Origin of the sequence: Microcoleus sp. Pol1C5, assembly GCF_036701115.1 — a bacterium.
In the GTDB taxonomy this organism is placed as follows: domain Bacteria; phylum Cyanobacteriota; class Cyanobacteriia; order Cyanobacteriales; family Microcoleaceae; genus Microcoleus.
In genome coordinates this window covers 68,807-88,010 of the sequence record NZ_JAUBQE010000007.1, presented here as the reverse complement: position 1 = coordinate 88,010, position 19,204 = coordinate 68,807, and the positions used below count along the sequence as shown (strand labels likewise).

Below are 19,204 nucleotides of genomic sequence, written 5' to 3'. Positions count from 1 at the left end.
TTTGTAGTAAGATTGGAAAGTTTTCCGAATATTGCTGAGCTTACTAGCCGTAAAGAGGGTAAAAGTGATTAAAATGACTGTCGGAAAGAAAAAGTCGAAACAAGTCAGGCGGGAGACTTTAAATTTGCCAGCAGCTAAATTTTTTACGAAAGTCAACAGGTTGAAGAAGTTAGCACGGGCGATCGCCCGGCTCACTCCCAGTTGGCAAGCCTGCATACCTTTAGCTGCAATCATCGTCTTGGTGTGGGGATATGCGGCAGTAGCCCAAACAGCTCCCGCGCCAACCACCGAGGAACAATTAGCAAGCCTTAAGGTGGGCCTGGATACCATGTGGGTCATGGTGGCGGCGATGCTAGTGTTCTTTATGAACGCGGGTTTCTGTATGTTGGAAACCGGTTTTTGCCGTCAGAAAAATGCGGTTAACGTGTTGTCCAAAAACTTGATAGTTTTTGCGCTTTCTACGATCGCATTTTGGGCGATCGGCTTTGCCTTAATGTTCAGCGACGGCAACGGTTTTATCGGCACCAGCGGCGGATTTTTTCTGTGGAATGTAGCCGACAACAGCCCCGCCACAGGAGAGGCTTATCAAGGCATTTTCGACTCGCTTAACTGGACGGGAGTCCCCCTCAACGCTAAATTCTTTTTCCAATTAGTTTTTGCGGGAACTGCTGCCACGATCGTTTCGGGAGCAGTTGCAGAGCGAGTGAAATTCATTGACTTCTTAATTTTCAGCTTGCTGCTAGTAGGCATTGCTTACCCAATTACCGGACACTGGATTTGGGGCGGCGGCTGGCTGGCAGACTCAGGCTTCTACGATTTTGCCGGTTCGACAGTGATTCACTCGGTAGGCGGTTGGGCTGCTTTGATGGGAGCGGCATTTTTGGGGCCACGGATCGGCAAGTACCGCGACGGCGATACTGTGGCGATGCCGGGACACAATATGAGCATTGCCACCCTGGGCTGTTTGATTTTGTGGTTGGGTTGGTTCGGGTTCAATCCCGGTTCGACAATGGCACTCGATCCAAATGCGATCGCCCATATTGCGCTCACCACCAACACTGCGGGTGCCTTCGGCGGAGTTGCTGCAACCGTTACGGCTTGGTTGTACCTGGGCAAACCCGACCTTTCGATGATTATCAACGGCATCCTCGCAGGTTTAGTCGGGGTAACAGCGAGCTGCGCTTGGATCAACATCCCCAACTCTGCCATAATCGGCACGATCGCCGGTATCCTGGTAGTTTTCGCAGTAACTTTCTTCGACAACTTGAAAATTGACGACCCTGTAGGGGCAACTTCAGTTCACTTAGTCTGCGGCATCTGGGGAACTCTGGCAGTTGGGCTGTTTGCTGACGGTCCTACAACTGGACTTTATACCACAGGCCCGGCAGCCGGATTGCTTGTGGGCGGAGGTTTCGGTCAACTCTGGGCGCAGTTGGTCGGCATTATCTCTGTAGGCGGGATGACCGTGCTGCTGAGTACGATTTTTTGGGCCGCACTCAAAGCTTTGCTGGGTATCCGCGTTTCTGCTTTAGAGGAGGCTGAAGGTTTGGATATCGGCGAACACGGGATGGAAGCTTACACCGGGTTTGTGAAGGAAACTAGCTTGGAAAACAGAAGTGAGACCAGCTACGGCGGTTATGGTGGGGGTTCTGGAGGCAAGACTACCAAACTGTAAAGCGTGCGAAGGGAGCGACCAATTCAGCTTTCGTGTCTTAGATTAGCTATTTATCAGCTAATTCACGCCTTTATTCAGAAACACCACAATCTGAAATAGCCGCCAACTTATGGCAGTCTATCGTTGTGCTCGCGTTTAAATCTTCGATGCGAACGCGGGCATATTTTTATTGTTAGTTTACTTTTAATGGCGTACATATAGCAGTTTTCGATTGCATGAGATCTGCGCCAATAATTGTTAATTGGTAATGGGGAAATAGGAATTGAGAATCTGTAACTGACGAGCGTTGAAAACTGGTGTATTGGTTAGAGTTTATCGGCAATTGCTTTAAGTTCTTCAACGATGCGCTTGTTCTTGTGATCCCTGCTGCCATAGAGGCGGGCTGAGAACATCGTGATTATTTCTAGTAGATCTTTAGCTAAATCCTCGTCACAGCTAGTATTTTCGGTTTGATTGATAATCACTACCTCTGTCCCAAAGTGTTCGCACAAATTAAAAATTAGTTCAGAACCAAATCTCAGCATTCTGTCTTTGTGAGTTAATACCAACCTTTCTACTTGATTGTCTGCGATCGCCCGAATTAGATGTTGTAAACCCCGCTTACTGTAATTAACCCCAGAACCCACATCATCAATGATTTGGAATTGCCAGCCGTGAGATGCACAAAACAATTCCAAAACTTGTTTTTGTCTGTCTAAATCATCTTTTTGGTCGTCACTGCTAACCCGAGCGTAAGCTATGGTTAAAGCGCCGTTGGGTTTTAAGCCGAGAAGATGAGCTAGGTCATACCGTCTGTGACCGTTAGCCGTGCGTTCCGGTATTAGCTTGCCTTCGGCTTCCCACCTGCGTAATGTGGAAGCGCTCACACCTTTAATTTTGGCTGCTTCAGTTATAGTTAATTTTTTCATTTTTGGATTTTAGCATCTAAACTGAGTAAGTTCGATCACTTTTAGATATATTTTGTGCATTGCAGCAGCTTTGACAAATCCGATTGCGGTGCAAGAAAGTTTGGTAGGCAGATTTTTTATGGTAAAGTAGTGCGAAAAAGCAAAGTTCTGCATCGCCGCCCTTGCCCAACACAGCACAGTGCTTGATTCTTACAAGAATTGAGGCTTTAATTGAGCGGTAAAATTTGATGCAGCAATCAGTGCACATTATTCGGTGTGAGGCCTGCAAATAGCTTGAGTTTATGGAGAAGTTTGGAGGAGGTAGCAGAAGTAGAACTCATAAATCCCTCTTAGGAATGGAAGTTAGCCGATCGAAAACTATTCCGGTTTGGGCTTTGCTATCTTTGGTGACGAACGGGGTACTGATGTTCACAGTCGCTCAACTACTGCTGCGGGGGCACACCTTGACAGAAAGTTTCCAGGCGAATGATGCGGTGACGGCAGAAGTGGCTGAGGAACAAAATGACAAACCGATCACCTCTGCAAACGCATTGCTAGACGTGCCCGTTCCAGGACCGCGACATAAATGGACTTACCAGCAGTGGGTGACGCAGTTGGGTCGCGAAGCTGAGGCGGCGGCGGCAAATCGACCATCAAGACTGAGTGTTTTGGCTGGGGATTCTCTAAGTATGTGGTTCCCAACCAAGCTGTTACCAGTCGATCGGTTTTGGCTGAATCAAGGGATTTCGGGGGAGACTTCCGTGGGTTTGCTCAAGCGGTTGCAGTTGTTCGATAGAACCGCGCCGGATACGGTATTTGTGATGATTGGGATTAACGATTTGTTGCGGGGAACCAGCGACGAAGGGATTTTGGACAACCAGCGGCAGATTATTCGCGATTTGCGGTGGGCTCACCCCAAAGCACAAGTGGTTGTGCAGTCGATTTTGCCCCACAGCGGGGAACAAGCTACTTGGGAAAATCGCGATCGGCTGTTGGCGATTCCTAACAGTCGGATTAGGGCAATAAATCGGCGCCTGAAAGAAATTGCTAGTTCTGAGAATGTTTTGTATCTGGATTTGTACCCGCTGTTTGCGGATGCTGAGGGCAATTTGCCAACCGAACTCAGCACAGATGGCTTGCACCTTAACGATCAAGGTTATCTGGTTTGGCGATCGGCCCTGCAACTGTTCGATCAGATGCAGTTGAAAAATTAATCCTTAGTCCTTACTTAGAAAGATAAAGGATGAAGTCATATTCTCCCCCTCTCCTTCTCCCACTCTCCCCAACTCAAAAGTCTCCCCCTCTCCGATTATTTTGCGCTCGCGGGCTATGTCAAGTAGCCACGGATAGATTAAGAAATATGATAGTTAGCTATTTAGTATAGGGTGATACAGAAGAACTGTTGGTACAAATGGTGCAATCCAAAAGGCATAGACCATTGGATGGAAAGTTGACGAATTTAGATGAGTCCGGCTATACGAAGTCGGGGGGTTGAGGATTGGGGAATTATCTATTGAAGATTTGTTCCGCTAAAACAGGGACTTAAAACCAAATAACTATTGCATCTAAAATCCTCCCATCTAACATCGGCTCGGTCTTCCCTGAAAATTGCTGAGTATGAGAAGGTACAACTAACGTGATCAAAAAAAGTTTAACGATCGGCATCATGGCGCTGTGGCTGTTAAGCGTGCCACTAACGGACAATGCTTTAGCTCAAGATGCTGCTGGTGCTGCTGCTGCGGTGGCGCCGAATCCGATCGACAGCGGCGATACGGCCTGGATGTTGGTCTCCTCAGCACTGGTATTACTGATGACACCGGGGCTGGCGTTTTTCTACGGAGGACTGGTGCGATCGCGCAACGTCCTCAACACCATGATGATGAGCTTAGTGATGATGGGAGTCATCGGCGTTACATGGACGCTGTGGGGCTACAGTTTGGCCTTTGATGTTTCCACTCCAGCGTCCGAAGGCTTTGGTCAAGGGATCGAAAGCTTCATCGGCGGCTTCGACTGGATGTTCTTGAACAAGGTCACGGCGGACACACCAGATCCGATCGGCTACGCACCGACAATACCCCACCAAGTCTTCATGGTTTACCAGATGATGTTCGCCATCATCACTCCAGCCTTGATTTCCGGGGCGATCGTCGAACGGGTAACATTTAAAACCTATTTCTGGTTCGTGCTGCTGTGGTCTACCTTCATCTACTCTCCTTTAGCCCACTGGGTTTGGGGTAGAGGCTGGCTGCAGGCGATCGGATCTCTGGACTTTGCCGGCGGCACCGTCGTACACATCAGTTCCGGTGTTTCTGCCGTTGTCGCAGCTTGGATGATCGGGCCCCGCAAAGACCACTTGAACAAGCCCCACACCCCCCACAACGTACCCTACGTCTTGCTGGGAATAGGGATGCTGTGGTTCGGCTGGTTTGGCTTCAACGGCGGTAGCGCTTTGGGAGCTGGTTCTTTAGCAACAGTGGCTTTTGTCACCACGATGATTTCTGCAGCAGCCGGAGGTTTAACTTGGACAATTGTGGAATGGGTGCTCAGAGGCAAACCGACAGCAGTGGGAATTGCTAGCGGTTTCCTCGCGGGATTGGTGGGAATCACACCTGCGGCTGGATTCGTGCTTCCAGTGGGGGCGCTTTTGATCGGATCGATCACTTCGGTTGCCTGCTTCTTTGCCGTTAGTTTCCGGGCTAAGCTGGGATTTGACGACTCTTTGGATACCTTCCCGATTCACGGCGTCGGCGGAACTATAGGCGCGATTCTGACTGGCGTGTTTGCGACTAAAGCGGTTAATGCTGCCGGCAATGACGGGCTGTTTGCGGGGAATCCGGGGCTAATCGTGACCCAGTTTATAGGCGTTGTAGTTACTTACGTGTTTGCGGCTGTGGGCACTTTTGCAATCCTGAAAATTTTGGGGCAGTTTATGGAACTGCGAGTGCCGTCATCTGCTGAAGACCAAGGTTTGGATATCGGCGAGCACGGGGAAGAAGCTTACGGTGAGGATTTTGCCGGCGGTTTCAGTTCCTTTGAATCGAGTTCTCCTTTTGCGCCGAAGAAGGTTTGAAACTATCATAAGACTGACGCACTCCAGCCTGTGAAACCCGGTTTCTTGGTAGAATTATCGGCTCCCAAGCAGATTTTTCTAAGAAACCGGGTTTATTTGCCGAATTTTGCGCCGAAGAAGGTTTTAATCTGTGATTGGCCGTTAGAGTCAATAATATTTGGGTTGCCCCGTTTTGCAATTGTTGCAGGCGGGGTTTTCAAATTTGAGATAGGAATTCTCCAATCGTTCTAAAATCAAAGGTAATTAACCTAGATTTCAACTCGATACCGCATGGATACTAAAGCTTTTAAACGATCGCTCCAACAGTCTGAAAACTACCACCGCAAGGGTTTCGGACACGAAGCTGAGGTAGCTGGCGTGATGCAGACAGCTTATCAAAGCAGTCTGATCCAGCAAATTCGGGACAATAATTACAGGCTAGAACGCGGCGCAGTCACGATCCGGCTGGCTGAGGCTTTTGGATTTTGCTGGGGGGTGGAACGCGCTGTAGCTATTGCTTACGAGACTCGCCAGCATTTCCCAACCGAACGGATTTGGATTACTAATGAGATTATTCACAATCCGTCTGTAAATCAGCATTTGCGGGATATGGAAGTTGGTTTTATTGCTGTTGAGAAGGGACAGAAAGATTTTTCGGTTGTCGATAGTGGCGATGTGGTAATTTTACCTGCTTTTGGGGCGAGCGTCCAAGAAATGCAGTTACTTAATGATAAGGGCTGCAAGATTGTTGATACTACTTGTCCTTGGGTTTCTAAGGTTTGGAATACTGTTGAAAAGCACAAAAAGAGGAATTATACTTCGATTATTCACGGTCAATACAAGCATGAGGAAACTGTTGCTACGAGTTCTTTTGCGGACAAGTATTTGATTGTATTGAATTTGCAGGAAGCTGAATATGTCAGCAATTATATCTTGCATGGGGGCGACCGCGATGAGTTTATTGCTAAATTTAGCAAGGCTTATTCTGCTGGTTTTGACCCAGATGTGGATTTGGAAAGCGTGGGTATTGCTAACCAAACTACTATGCTCAAAACTGAGACAGAAAACATTGGTAAGTTGTTTGAAAAAACGATGATGCGGAAGTTTGGTCCTGAAAAATTGAACGAGCATTTTCAGAGTTTTAATACTATCTGCGATGCGACTCAGGAACGGCAAGATGCTATGTTGACTTTGGTTGAAGAAAAGTTAGATTTGATGCTGGTGATTGGGGGTTTTAATTCTTCTAATACTACGCATTTGCAGGAAATTGCGATCGACAAAAATATTCCTTCTTATCACATTGATTGTGCAGAGCGCATTTTACCCGGAAATCGCATCGAACACAAGCCTTTGGGGGCAGATTTGGTCGTAGCTGAAGGTTGGCTACCGGATGGTAAAATTGTGGTGGGCGTGACTTCGGGTGCTTCTACGCCTGATAAGGTTGTTGAGGATGCGATCGATCGCATTTTGACCATGAAACCCGCTGCAGTTGCCTAATTCTATCGTTTTCGCTGCCATCGGAATCATTCTTTTGCGAGTGCTGTGCGATCCTCTCGCAAACAGAGTATAATTCCGATGTTACCGGATTTGATATTAAATTAATTTCAATCGATGAATCCTCCGCAATTACCCGATAGCTAGCATTTTTGATACTATTGATCGGTATCATCGCTCCTATGAATTTCTCCTCTGCTTCCCTAGCTTATTTTTTAAATAAAATATCAAAGATTCGCTTTTTTTTGGGGTAAAAAGTTTGACTTGGCTAGCTTGACAATGTATATTATAAATAATGGGAGTGGTGACAAAAATGTAATTAATGTCACCACTCCCATTATTTATAATATACTCCAAAAATCCACTTAAATCAATAGGTAAAAACTCCTTTCTTTGAGCCGCAATTTGAAACTGCCAAAGGAAAACGAACGATCTAAAAATCGATGAAAAAAAGGCGAATTAAGCTTTGCAGGCTATCCTAGATTGTCTGGTGTCTGCCTGAATCACAAGAGGCAAAAAAGCGCTTTATAGAATCTCAGACTTAAGGCGGATGCAAGGAGTAACCCGACTAAACTAAAAAAATCACTCGCACATTTGAGCCTTAAATTTATAGGCTTTAGTCGCCGTTTCTGACCTCGCGAAAAATTTGGGTATTCTTAAATCCAGCTACAATAAAAAAAAGCAGGACTCGCACGCCGAGTATTTCATGAAACAATCGCTGACTCCCCAAATCACCGCAGGTATCGGAATGGTCGTGGCGCTGCTAGTTTTCAATGCGGCAACTTCCTACCGCAACACTCTCAAGTTAGTCGAAAACGAACGCTGGGTGAGCCACACTCACCAAGTTTTAACCGAACTCGAAGCTACGCTTTCCACGTTAAAAGATGCTGAAACCGGACAGCGCGGTTATTTGCTGACGGGAGAAGAACGGTATTTAGAACCCTATGACAGCGCGATCGCCCGGATCAACCAGCAAGTAGTCGGATTGCAGCAGCTAACGGCTGACAATAAGCGGCAGCAACAGCGCCTTCGCGATTTGAAAATTGCGATCGACTCTAAATTAGCCGACCTTGAAACAACCCTCAATCTGCGACGCAAACAAAACTTAGCAGCAGCCGTGCGGCAAATAAAAAGTGGTAGGGGAAAGCAAATCATGGGGGACATTCGGCAGCAGATAGCCACCATGACAGCCGAAGAAACTCAGCTATTGCAGCAGCGCGCCCGCGAATCTAAAAAAAGCGCTAATTTGACAATCCTGAGTTTTACCGTTGCGAGTTTAGTAAATTTCCTGTTGATGGTGTTGGTTTACTATTTGGTGAAGCGCGATCGAACTTTGCGCGATAATGCCGAAATTAAGCAAAATCAACTTTTAGAACAGCTAGAACACGATCGCCACTCCCTGCAATTAAGCGAAGAACGTTTCCGCAGCGCCATTCTCAACGCACCGCTGCCAATTATGCTGCACGCTGAAAACGGAGAAGTTTTACAAATTAACTGCGCTTGGACAGAACTCTCAGGCTACGAATACTCAGAAATTCCCACAATTGAAGATTGGACAGAAAAAGCTTACCACAGCCGCAAATCCCTAGTGCAAGCAGATATCGAGAGGCTGCACCGCTTAAACGCCCGCATTTCTGAAGGCGAATATATGATTGCCACAGCCAGTGGTGAAACTCGTATTTGGGAGTTTTATTCCGCACCTTTAGGCCAGCTTTGCGACGGCAGAAGTTTAGTAATTAGTACCGCCATTGACATAACTGCGCGCAAACAAGCAGAAGCGGAAATTCGGATGCTCAACGCTACCTTAGAACGGCGAGTAGAACTCCGCACCAATCAACTTCAAGCAGCTAACCAAGAATTAGAAGCTTTCGCCTATACCGTAGCCCACGATTTGCGTGCCCCCCTGCGGGGAATGCAAGGATTGGCTGAAGCTTTATTAGAAGATTACCGTGACCTCCTCGACGAACTCGGTCAAGAATACGCCCAGCAAATTGTTAATTCTGGGCAACAACTAGAAGAATTGATCCAAGATTTGCTAGCTTACAGCCGCCTGAGCAGCACAGATTTATCGATGCAAGTTTTAGACTTAGAATCTGCTGTTGCCGAGGCAATTGCTATGGTACAAGCTGACGCTAAATCCAGGCAGGCTCAAATCAGTGTTCGATCGCCCTTGCCTGCGGTAATTGCCCACCGCGTTACTTTAGTTCAAGTAATCGCCAATCTGCTCACGAATGCTATAAAATTTGTGGAAGGCACACCACCCCAAGTGCAGATCTGGGCAGAGGAAATTGAGCATCCTCAAGAGGGAGAGACAAATAGCAATACAGTGGGAGAATTGGCAGGGGCGACAGTGGGACAGTGGGAGCATTCCCAGTTACTGATGGTCAGTAGCCTATTGCCAGTCTGCATCATCCGTCTGTGGGTAGAAGACAACGGCATCGGTATTGCTGCTGAACATCAAAAACGCATTTTTCGCGTTTTTGAACGGCTGCACGGTATCGAATCTTACCCCGGAACTGGTATAGGATTAGCTATTGTAAAAAAAGGAGTCGATCGCATGGGCGGTCAAGTTGGAGTGGAATCTCAAGTAGGACAAGGCAGTCGATTTTGGATACAATTGAGGAAGCATGACGCAAATGCAGACGATTTTGCTGGTTGAAGATAACCCCGTTGATATTCTATTAATGCAGCGGGCATTTCGCAATGAGACTTTTGCTAATACTTCGCTGCAAATTGTCCGAGATGGAGATGCAGCAGTTTTTTATTTAAATGGGGACGGAGAGTACAGCGATCGCGATCGCTATCCTTTACCTGCGATAATTTTACTGGATTTGAAATTGCCCAGGCGCTCCGGTCACGAGGTTCTGGTTTGGCTAAAGCAGCAGCCGGAACTAAAACGCTTGCCGGTGGTTATGCTTACTTCTTCTAGCCAAACACTTGATGTCAAGCGAGCTTACGATTTAGGGGTAAATTCTTATTTGGTTAAACCGATCGGGTTTGCTTCTTTAGTGGAAATGATGCAGAGTTTTAGCCAGTATTGGCTCAATTATACCGAACTGCCGGAACCTCTATAATTTGCGCGTTTGTAGTGGCGGTTTCTCGATTTTTATTGCTTTTTTCCTCGTTACCAAGCTCTTTCTGGTAGTGGCGGTTTCTCGATTTTTATTACTTGTTTCCTCGTTACCAGGGTATTTTTGATAACGAGGAAATTAATTTTCGAGTGAGGAATCGCGTCCTCTATCATTTTAAAGAGTTTACCTCCAACATTTTTAGTTGGAGTGATTGCTCGGCACCCTAACGAACAGCCAAATTATAATTTTTTAAAGTGGTACACATTCTAGTAATTGACGACAATCCCACCGATCGGCTGCTCGTCAAACGCGAATTAGAACGGCAATTTTCACCATTACAAGTAACGGAAATTTCCGACAATAGATTGTTAGTGGAAGCACTGAACGGAGGTCAATTTCAACTGGTGATTACCGACTACCAACTACGTTGGACGAACGGTTTAGAAGTGCTTAAAACTATCAAAGCACGTTATCCACAATGCCCGATTGTAATGTTTACAAATACTGGCAATGAAGAAATTGCTGTAGAGGCGATGAAATCCGGATTGGACGATTACATTATCAAGTCGCCTAAGCACTACGTCCGCCTTTGCGCTGCTGTTCGCACACTGCTCGATCGAGTTGCCGCCTGGGAACGAGTCGCCAGACTAGAAAATCAACTTAATTCTCTGTTAGAACGCTTAAATGTCGGAGTTTTTCGAGCGAGTTCCCAGGGGCAGCTTTTGGAAAGCAATCAAGCTTTTTTGCGCTTGTTTGATGCCAGCAATTTAGCAGATGTCCAAGGGATTTATCTGCAGCAATTGTTTTTGCAACCGGTAGATTCAGGGGAGTCTCGGTGCCCAAATCTAGAAATTACATTTCCTTTGGCAGACGGTCGAGTAAAATGGATTCGGTTTACCCAATATGTTTACAGCGCAGAAGGTGAAAGTACGATTGACGGATTGGTCGAAGATATTACCGAACTCAAGCAAGCTGAACTTGCTTTGCGCGAATTTAATGAAACTTTGGAAGAGCGGGTGAGAGAGCGTACTGCTGAGTTAGAAGAAGTTAATGCACAGCTAGAATCGTTTACCTATTCAGTTTCTCACGACTTGCGCGCTCCTTTGCGGGGAATTTTGTTTTTTGCTGAAATGTTGCTCAACGATCAAGCTAGCAACTTGGATGCTACCTCACAAGATTACTTGTACCGGATTACGGATGCTGCAAGTCTGATGAATACTTTGATCGAAAATTTGCTAGAGTACAGCCGCCTCAGCAAAGCTAACTTGCCACTAAAAGCAGTCTCTCTTAATTTAATTGTGGCTCGCTCGATCGCGCAACTAGAGACCGAAATTGCCCAAAAACAAGCTCGCATAACGGTTGTCGAACCGCTACCTGCGGTGTTGGCACATCCTCCTACGCTGCTGCAAGTTTTGGCTAACTTGCTCTCCAATGCTATTAAGTTCGTGCAGCCTGGGATAGCTCCCCAGGTGCGAGTTTATGCAGAAGCTGAGGATGAATATATCTATCTTTGGGTAGAAGACAACGGCATTGGTATTGCCGAAAAATTTCATGGTAGGATTTTTGGATTGTTCGATCGCCTGCACGGTCAAGAAGTGTATCCAGGGACGGGAATTGGGTTGGCGATAGCGAACAAAGGAGTCGAGCGGATGGGTGGTGCGATCGGGCTAAAATCGACTTTGGGAATCGGTACCCGCTTCTGGGTAAAATTACGCAAGTGCGAGAGTTGAGGAAGCAGTGTACGGGATTTAACAGATGAGGTTCTAGACAAGAGGGTTTTAACAGCAATATTCTGCTGTAGCTCAAAGAATCAATCAACCCGCTTGTTCATACCCGAAGACAGAATAAACAATTAGTATAATGATAGTTAATTAATCTCTTGCACCTTTCCCGCCTGAGCTGGCTTTCTGATGTGTTTTACAACAACTTAGTTAATTAATTTGCTTGCGGACACGCCCCTAAAAAGCTGGTTGAGGATATTACAAGCTGTAAAATAAATAAAATACAAGCAAATACAATAAAATTATTGCAAGTCTAATTAACCCACCAAGTACATATTCAAATTGTCGAGATTGCTTAAAAACATATTATTAGATTTAAGAATGTTTGCGCCCCTATAAAAACTAAAAGGCTAATGCTCTCTATTCTGTTAATCGACGACAACCCGAACGATCGCCTGATGATCGAGCGAGAACTGAGGAAAAATTTTTCGGATTTAGAAATTAAATCCGTTATAGATATTCAAACTCTAGAATACATCCTGGCAGCCGGGGGTTTCGATATAGTAATTACCGACTACCAACTGCACTGGAGCGACGGATTAACGATTCTTCAAAAAGTTCACAGTCGCTACCCGAATTGTCCGGTAATTATGTGTACTGACAGCGGCAGCGAACAAGTGGCCGTCGAAGCTATGAAAGCGGGTTTGAGCGATTACGTATTCAAAGGGCGGTACTTAAAGCGGCTGGCGGGGGCCGTGGGCGAAAGCTTGACAAAACAGCAGTTGCGCGAGAACTACGCGAAAACGTCGGCGCAGTTGGCAATTTCGGAGGAAAGGCTGAGATTGGCGATCGAAGCCTCGAAAATGGGAACTTGGGATTGGAATGTATTAACTGGCGAGGTCGTTTGGTCCGAGGGACACGAACTGTTATTCGGGTTGGAAAAAGGCAGTTTTCCGGGAACTTATGAAGCGTATTTTGCCTGCATTCATCCGGATGACCAAGCCTCGATCGCCGACGCTGTTGCCTTTGCTTTAGAAAACAAAATAGAATACCAATACGAATTTAGAGTTTTTTGGCCCGACGGCAGCTTGCACTGGATATCCGGTAGGGGAAAGTTTTTTGATGATGATACGCGTAAATCCGTGCGATCGATCGGCGTGGTTTGGGATATTACGGATCGCAAATTATCGGAAGCGAGGGTGCAAGAAAGCGAGGAAAATTTGCGCTTTGCTCTAGAAGCAGCTAACACGATCGCTTTTACCTGGGATGTGGCATCGGGGGAAGTCCGCCGTTCGTCTAATGCCGAAACACAGATGGGTTTGGGGCCCGACAGCACGTTGGGTACTTTTGAGCAAAAAAAGAATGCGGTGCATCCAGAAGACCGGGAAAGGTTTTTGGCAGATGTGGATGCCGCATTCAGGGGCACGGGAATTTACGAGTCGGAATACCGCAAAGTGCGACCCGACGGCTCAGTGATTTGGCTTCACGACAAAGGGCGAGTGGTTTTTGACGCCTCCGGTACACCCCTTCGGCTGTCGGGCGTGGCGATCGACATTACGGAGCGCAAACAGTTAGAATACGACCGCGCGCGCGCGTTGGCCCGGGAGCGGTCGTATTTGCGCCGCCTGCAAAAGTTAACCTCGGCGTCAGTGGCTATCAACTCCACGCTGTCGGTGGCAGAAATACTTCAGTTAGCTGCCGATAGCGCGCGCCAAATTCTGGAAGTCCACCAGGTAGCGGTCAACCTCAACCCGGCAGCCAACTGGGATGAGGGAATTAGCAAGTTTTCCATGTCAGAAAAATACGCCGCGTGGCAAGATTACTGCGAGGAGCCAGACGGTACGGGCATTTACCAGCAAGTTTGCCAGCACCAACAGGCGATGCGGATGACTCAAACCGAGTTAGAGGCTGACCCGGCATGGCGGGGGTTCGGCAAGGCTGCGGGGAAGCACCCGCCAATGCGGGGCTGGCTGGCTGTACCGCTGACGACTCGGGACGGCAGAAATCTGGGATTGATTCAGTTGTCGGACAAGTATGAGGGGGAGTTTGCCGAAGATGATGAAACTATTTTAATGCAGTTGGCTCAGGCGGTGTCGGGGGCGATCGACAATGCCCGACTTTACGAGGAATCTCAGCAGGCAAATCGCATGAAAGATGAGTTTTTGGCAACTCTTTCTCATGAGCTGCGATCGCCATTAAACGCGATTTTGGGCTGGGCGCAACTGCTGCAGCAACGGAATTTCAATCCGGCTGCTACTGGGCGGGCTTTAGAAACGATCGAGCGAAATGCTAAATTGCAAACTCAATTGATTGATGATTTGCTGGATATTTCGCGAATTATTCGCGGCAAGTTGACTTTGAATCCTTGTGCGGTAAATTTGATTTCCCTGGTGGAAGGAGCGCTGAATACGGTGCGGTTGGCTGCCGATGCTAAGTCGATCAAGTTGCGGTTGGCAATTGGAGATTTGGGCTTAGAGACTGCTGAATTTTCCCAAATTGGGAAGGTTTCTGGCAATCCTGAATCTGAGTTAAATCCGAGATTTTGGGTATCAGGAGACCCTGGCCGCTTGCAGCAAGTAATTTGGAATTTGCTGACGAATGCGATTAAGTTTACGCCGCGCGGGGGGCGAGTTGAAATCCGGCTACAGCGAGTTGATTCGGAGGTTGAGCTGGCTGTTACCGACACGGGAATTGGGGTTGCACCGAATTTTTTGCCTTACGTATTTGAGTCTTTCCGCCAAGCGGATGCTACGATTACTCGCAATTATAGCGGTTTGGGGCTGGGTCTGGCGATCGTGCGGCAGTTGGTGGAACTCCACGGTGGCACGGTTTGGGCTCAAAGTCCGGGACTGGATATGGGATCGACTTTTACTGTCCGTCTCCCTTCGATGCAGGTAAATTCGATCGCCGACGAGGAAGCGCAGGTTTTGGCTGGCGCTGGTAATTTACTGGGAGTTAAGGTTTTGCTGGTTGATGACGAGGTTGATTCGCGGGAATTTATGAGGTTTGTCTTAGCAGATTCCGGGGCTAATGTCAGGGTTGCATCGTCTGCTGCTGAGGCGTTTGAGGTGGCTTCGCAGTTTAGTCCGGATGTTTTGGTCAGCGATATCGGAATGCCGCAGGAAGACGGATATTCGCTGGTACGAAGGTTGCGTTCTTTGAACACTCAGACAGGGAAATTTTGGGCGATCGCTCTGACGGCTTATGCTAGGGATGAAGACCGCGATCGTGCTTTCGCTGCCGGTTTTGACCGACATCTGCCTAAACCTGTGCAACCCGATGTGTTGCTAGAGACTATAGTCAAGTTGAGGCAGCAAGGGCTACCAACTTAAAAAATTCTATTAATAATTGGGAATTGGTAACTGGAAAGTGGTTAATTGGAATTGGGAATCGTGGTTTGAGTGACGACTTTAGTCATCGTAAAATTCGCTCGTACAGGCCTTCCTCACTACCAATCTATAATGCTGATTATATCGGACACGACCTGATTAACCCGACTTGATATCGACGGAAATCGCTCAACTGATAAATATAAAAATTTGTATTTTTCAAACTTTTAAAATTCTGCTTGTGGGGCTTTGTTTCGAGTTTGCCTAAAATATGCAATTTCTATGCCGATTAGGTGATTGGTTTGTGTTAATATGCTAAAATATCCAACAACCACGCGGTAATAATTAGGTGGACAAACTTCAGACAGATATAGAAGCAATTTACTCTCAAATTGAGGAATTGCGCCTGGAACGCCAGCAGCTTAGTATTGCCGATGTTGTCCCATCCGGTGATTCCCCCCAAGCGATCGCCGATGCTTATCGGCGTCACGCGAGGGAAACAGCACAAGTGTCGGCCGAAGTCAAGGGTATAGATGACGCGATCGCGGCTCTGTCTGCTCAACTGAGTCAGAAACAGCAGCAATCGGTAAAATTGCAAAGAATTACTCCGATGGAGCAGCAAGTTGAAGAAGGAAGAGCGCTGGCTCACGGACACGCAGAACGCATTAATGAACTGGCGGCGGAACTGGCAGCGGAAGTGAAGGGACTCAAAGCCATCGCCGACCAAATTAGCCCCAGCTACTGGCAGGTTTATTACAAGCCATTTATTACTGGTTTTAAGAGTATTACTGTTCCCTACGTGCGATCGGACGGGGATGTTTGGACTATTGTCAATCGAGTAGTTTAGAGAGGCTGCGGGAGCAGAAATAATCAGCGCTCAAGACAATTTTTTCCTGTCCCTATTCCTCTACTTCAACCCCGCAGCAGTTGCTTAATAGTGCCGACCAATTCCTGTGGGTGAAATGGCTTGGCGATGTAAGCGTCGGCTCCTTGTTTCATTCCCCAATAGCGATCGAACTCTTCGCTTTTGCTCGAACACATTACCACCGGCAAATTTTGGGTTTTAGGGTCGCTTTTGAGCCGGCGACAGACTTCGTAGCCGTTCATCCGGGGCATCACGATATCCAGAACGACTAAATCTGGGCGGTTAGCCTTGATTTGCTCTAGAGCTTCTACGCCATCACTCGCTACTGTGACGTTGAGTCCTCTACCTTTGAGCAAGTCGGCGATCATCTCCCGCAGAGTGACGCTATCATCAACAACCATAACTGTACTCATAGAATAATCCCTACCAAGTTTCTGGGTTGAAACGTTCTCATTAACGTTTACACTAACGTTCACCTTCAAAGGTGTCTTTTCATGATTGAGATTGCGCTCTGCTAGATGTAGTTTACCCATTTTTGCTGATTTCTCAATCATTTTCTGAGTAATTACCGCAAGATTGAAAGATCCGCGCAATCTCGGTTGACACACGAGGCTATGTCCGTTAGTCTATCATTTTCTTTCTCAAATGGTACTATTATCAAAAAATCAGGGTATGGCTTGGTTGTGCGTTTCCCGTTGAAGACGGCGACGCTCGGCCGCCTGCATCAACATTTGTCTAATTAGGATTTTTCGTACCTAAAGCCGATAGTTTTTGGTCGTAGAGCGTGTCTAAAACAGCCGGGCGCTGGCGGTAGCTGTGACCGGTGTTTTTGCAGCCATTAGCAACTATTCCCAAGACGGAAGCTCCAGAAATTTTTAATTCTTCTAAAACTTTGCGAACTTGCGATCGGTCTGTTTGCCCAATTTGGACGACCATAATCGTAGCGTCTGTGTGAGCTGCGATCAAGTGGCTGTCTGCCAAGCCTGCTAGTGGCGGGGTGTCATAAATTACTAAGTCAAAAAATGCTTGAAATTGCTCCATCAGATAATGCATTTTTTTGGAAGAAAGAAGCTTGATCGGATCGGGGGGAATTTGGCCGGCGGTGAGTACGAACAAATTTTCTTGGTTCGGGGCTCGTTGAATCGCGTCGTTGAGGCTGAGATCTGTGGAGATGGCCTCGCCCAGACCACGCACGTTGGGCAGTCCTAACTTAACGTGCAGTTGCGGGCAGCGCAAATCTGCATCTACTAGCAATACTCGCTGTCCCACTGCTGCTGCTGTGGCTGCCAGGTGCAAAGCTACTGTAGATTTGCCGTCTCCGGCTAAGGCTGAGCCGACTAAGAGCGATCGAATTGCCGTGCCTGCACTCAGCAAGTGAATGTTCGTGTAGAGCGATCGAAATGCTTCTAAAAATTGATAGTCCAAGTCGCTCAAAATACTCGATTCCCCGCTCATCGGACCAGTCTGTCTAGCTTCGACCGGTTCGACTACTTCCACTTTCGAGTTCGATCGAGCCGATATTAGTTTCCTCTGTCTAGCTGGCGGTCGGCGCTTGACTTTTTTGGTAAACGGAATCACACCGAGTATGGGCAATCTTGTGGCGATTCTCAGTGATTCTGGAGTGTGGAACACAGTATTTAGTACCTCTACGAGCAAGCCGACTGCTATGCCCAGCAGACTGCTTAAAATTACTGCCAGCGCTAACTGTTTTTTGGTTTGTTTGACGGTAGCTGTTAGAGGGTTGCCGAATTTGTCTAGCGGAATTTCCGGAGGATTGATCAGCACCCAGGGAATTTGCTGCTGAGCTGCATCGATCCGTAAGGCTTCTCGTTTTGCCAAGAAATCCGAAAAACTCTTAGTAACTACTTGCAGTTCCCGCTGTAAATTGTCGTATTCTCGGGTTGTAACTGAAAAGTTTCTAATTTTTTGGTTGAGAGCATTTTGCAAAGCTGTCATTTCGCGATCGCGGGCTTCAACTTCTTTGATTTGGGTCTCTAAATTTCCCATCACCACTTCTCTTGCTTGTTGAGTGGCGGTTAAAATCAGTTCTTCCCGACTTTTTCGCAGCGCTAAAACTGGCAAACTGTCTTCTCTGTACTGAGCTAATTTAAGTGACAATTCCGAGTCTATTCTCTGAATCTGACCTAAGAGTCCGCCGTAAGCTTGTCCTTGGGTCATCAGCAGCCCCTGCGGATTATTTTCGTTCAGTAGTTTTTCATAGCTTTGGTAGAGGTTTCGCATCCCTTTTAGCTGAACTCTAATTTCTACTTGCTTACCCCGAATGCTTTGAACTTGTTCAGACAGAGATTTTCCCTCTATCTGAGGTTCAAACAAGTTGCTCTGCTGCCGCAGTCTTTGGACTTGCAATTGCAGAACTTCTACTCTTTGTCGGAGCTTGGGCATCTCCATATCTATAAATTTAATACCTTGATTAATGCCCATCAGCCGTTGCTGCAAGCTGTAGTCTAGATAAGCTTTAGAAATTTTGTCCAATACGCCGTAAATTTTTTTTCTATCTGAATCTTTGTAGCGAACTTGTAAAATTTTTGTGCCTTGCTGTTTGCCATCTTTCGTGTAGCTGATGCGGTTGATAGACATTTTTGAGATCAGTTCGCTATAGTTCATTTTGGGATACCAAGCCCGCAATTCCTCAATCACTGGCTGCATCATTTTGGGACTTCGCAAAATCCTAATTTGGGTTTCGTAGTCTAGTAGGCTAATTCCTTCTATATTAATTCTTGCTAAATCGGCAGCTTGGGTGTTGTTTAATTGTTTGGATTGCAAACCTTCAGCCGTGGCTGGTTCTACTAACAGGGAAAAAGAGCCTTCATACTCGACCGTTATGCTTTTAGAAGTGGCGACGATCGCTGTTCCTGCCAGGGCGCTCAAAGCTATGGTGGCTGCTGCCATGACCAGGAAGCGACGGCGCACGACGCCTAACAGCCAGGACAAGTCTAGCTTTTCTTCTTCTCTCTCCTCTACGAAGTGATCTCTGTAGTTCTGAGCCGATAACTCCGGCAGTTTGCCATTCGATTTGGGTGTGAAGGGTTGGTAATCTTGTCTGCTATCCATATTCAGCTTGGGTATTTTTGAGGTTGATATTTTTGAGGTTG

The 19,204-nt window shown here is 46.9% G+C and carries 12 protein-coding genes; 9 read left to right on the top strand and 3 right to left on the bottom strand.

Going from position 1 to position 19,204, the window contains the following annotated elements; genetic code table 11:
- The first annotated feature begins 73 nt into the window (after nt 1-73).
- The gene (locus QUA23_RS05990) at nt 74-1,675 is read left to right on the top strand and encodes an ammonium transporter (RefSeq protein WP_333074332.1); all 1,602 of its coding nucleotides are present in this window, start codon (nt 74-76) and stop codon (nt 1,673-1,675) included.
- Between the two features lie 305 nt (nt 1,676-1,980).
- Here the strand turns inward: QUA23_RS05990 and QUA23_RS05985 are convergent, their stop codons facing one another.
- Nucleotides 1,981-2,583, bottom strand: coding sequence for an IS607 family transposase (locus QUA23_RS05985; RefSeq protein ID WP_333074331.1), 603 nt, complete (start codon nt 2,581-2,583; stop codon nt 1,981-1,983).
- A 335-nt stretch (nt 2,584-2,918) separates the two neighbouring features.
- Here QUA23_RS05985 and QUA23_RS05980 point away from each other — a divergent pair, with 335 nt between their 5' ends.
- The 8 genes from QUA23_RS05980 to QUA23_RS05945 all read left to right on the top strand — a co-directional run bounded on the left by QUA23_RS05980 (nt 2,919) and on the right by QUA23_RS05945 (nt 16,073).
- Entirely contained in the window at nt 2,919-3,776 is an 858-nt protein-coding gene (locus QUA23_RS05980) for an SGNH/GDSL hydrolase family protein (protein WP_445243471.1), read from the top strand.
- A gap of 452 nt (nt 3,777-4,228) precedes the next feature.
- Entirely contained in the window at nt 4,229-5,632 is a 1,404-nt protein-coding gene (locus tag QUA23_RS05975) for an ammonium transporter (RefSeq protein WP_445243470.1), read from the top strand.
- Between the two features lie 270 nt (nt 5,633-5,902).
- Nucleotides 5,903-7,108 (top strand): 4-hydroxy-3-methylbut-2-enyl diphosphate reductase, encoded by a 1,206-nt coding sequence (locus QUA23_RS05970; protein WP_333074325.1) that lies wholly within the window; start codon nt 5,903-5,905, stop codon nt 7,106-7,108.
- Between the two features lie 703 nt (nt 7,109-7,811).
- On the top strand, nt 7,812-9,764 hold the full coding sequence (locus QUA23_RS05965) for a CHASE3 domain-containing protein (RefSeq protein ID WP_333074323.1): 1,953 nt from the start codon (nt 7,812-7,814) through the stop codon (nt 9,762-9,764).
- The gene (locus QUA23_RS05960) at nt 9,733-10,179 is read left to right on the top strand and encodes a response regulator (protein WP_333074322.1); all 447 of its coding nucleotides are present in this window, start codon (nt 9,733-9,735) and stop codon (nt 10,177-10,179) included. The genes QUA23_RS05965 and QUA23_RS05960 overlap by 32 nt, the downstream gene beginning before the upstream one ends.
- Nucleotides 10,180-10,430: 251 nt before the next feature.
- Nucleotides 10,431-11,906, top strand: a complete 1,476-nt coding sequence (locus QUA23_RS05955) for an ATP-binding protein (RefSeq protein WP_333074320.1) — start codon at nt 10,431-10,433, stop codon at nt 11,904-11,906.
- A gap of 404 nt (nt 11,907-12,310) precedes the next feature.
- Nucleotides 12,311-15,229, top strand: coding sequence for a response regulator (locus QUA23_RS05950; RefSeq protein WP_333074319.1), 2,919 nt, complete (start codon nt 12,311-12,313; stop codon nt 15,227-15,229).
- 346 nt (nt 15,230-15,575) lie between these two features.
- Nucleotides 15,576-16,073 (top strand): hypothetical protein, encoded by a 498-nt coding sequence (locus QUA23_RS05945; RefSeq protein WP_333074318.1) that lies wholly within the window; start codon nt 15,576-15,578, stop codon nt 16,071-16,073.
- A 65-nt stretch (nt 16,074-16,138) separates the two neighbouring features.
- Here QUA23_RS05945 and QUA23_RS05940 read toward each other — a convergent pair whose 3' ends face one another.
- Complete coding sequence (locus QUA23_RS05940; RefSeq protein ID WP_039886668.1) at nt 16,139-16,504, bottom strand: response regulator transcription factor; 366 nt, start codon at nt 16,502-16,504, stop codon at nt 16,139-16,141.
- Nucleotides 16,505-16,826: 322 nt separating this feature from the next.
- Nucleotides 16,827-19,163, bottom strand: coding sequence for a polysaccharide biosynthesis tyrosine autokinase (locus QUA23_RS05935; RefSeq protein ID WP_333074317.1), 2,337 nt, complete (start codon nt 19,161-19,163; stop codon nt 16,827-16,829).
- Nucleotides 19,164-19,204: the final 41 nt, after the last annotated feature.

Bases quoted from the DNA above. Each gene is read 5' to 3' on its own strand.
- QUA23_RS05990 (WP_333074332.1), top strand. From the start codon at position 74: ATGACTGTCGGAAAGAAAAAGTCGAAACAAGTCAGGCGGGAGACTTTA.
- QUA23_RS05985 (WP_333074331.1), bottom strand. From the start codon at position 2,583: ATGAAAAAATTAACTATAACTGAAGCAGCCAAAATTAAAGGTGTGAGC.
- QUA23_RS05980 (WP_445243471.1), top strand. From the start codon at position 2,919: ATGGAAGTTAGCCGATCGAAAACTATTCCGGTTTGGGCTTTGCTATCT.
- QUA23_RS05975 (WP_445243470.1), top strand. From the start codon at position 4,229: ATGGCGCTGTGGCTGTTAAGCGTGCCACTAACGGACAATGCTTTAGCT.
- QUA23_RS05970 (WP_333074325.1), top strand. From the start codon at position 5,903: ATGGATACTAAAGCTTTTAAACGATCGCTCCAACAGTCTGAAAACTAC.
- QUA23_RS05965 (WP_333074323.1), top strand. From the start codon at position 7,812: ATGAAACAATCGCTGACTCCCCAAATCACCGCAGGTATCGGAATGGTC.
- QUA23_RS05960 (WP_333074322.1), top strand. From the start codon at position 9,733: ATGACGCAAATGCAGACGATTTTGCTGGTTGAAGATAACCCCGTTGAT.
- QUA23_RS05950 (WP_333074319.1), top strand. From the start codon at position 12,311: ATGCTCTCTATTCTGTTAATCGACGACAACCCGAACGATCGCCTGATG.
- QUA23_RS05940 (WP_039886668.1), bottom strand. From the start codon at position 16,504: ATGAGTACAGTTATGGTTGTTGATGATAGCGTCACTCTGCGGGAGATG.
- QUA23_RS05935 (WP_333074317.1), bottom strand. From the start codon at position 19,163: ATGGATAGCAGACAAGATTACCAACCCTTCACACCCAAATCGAATGGC.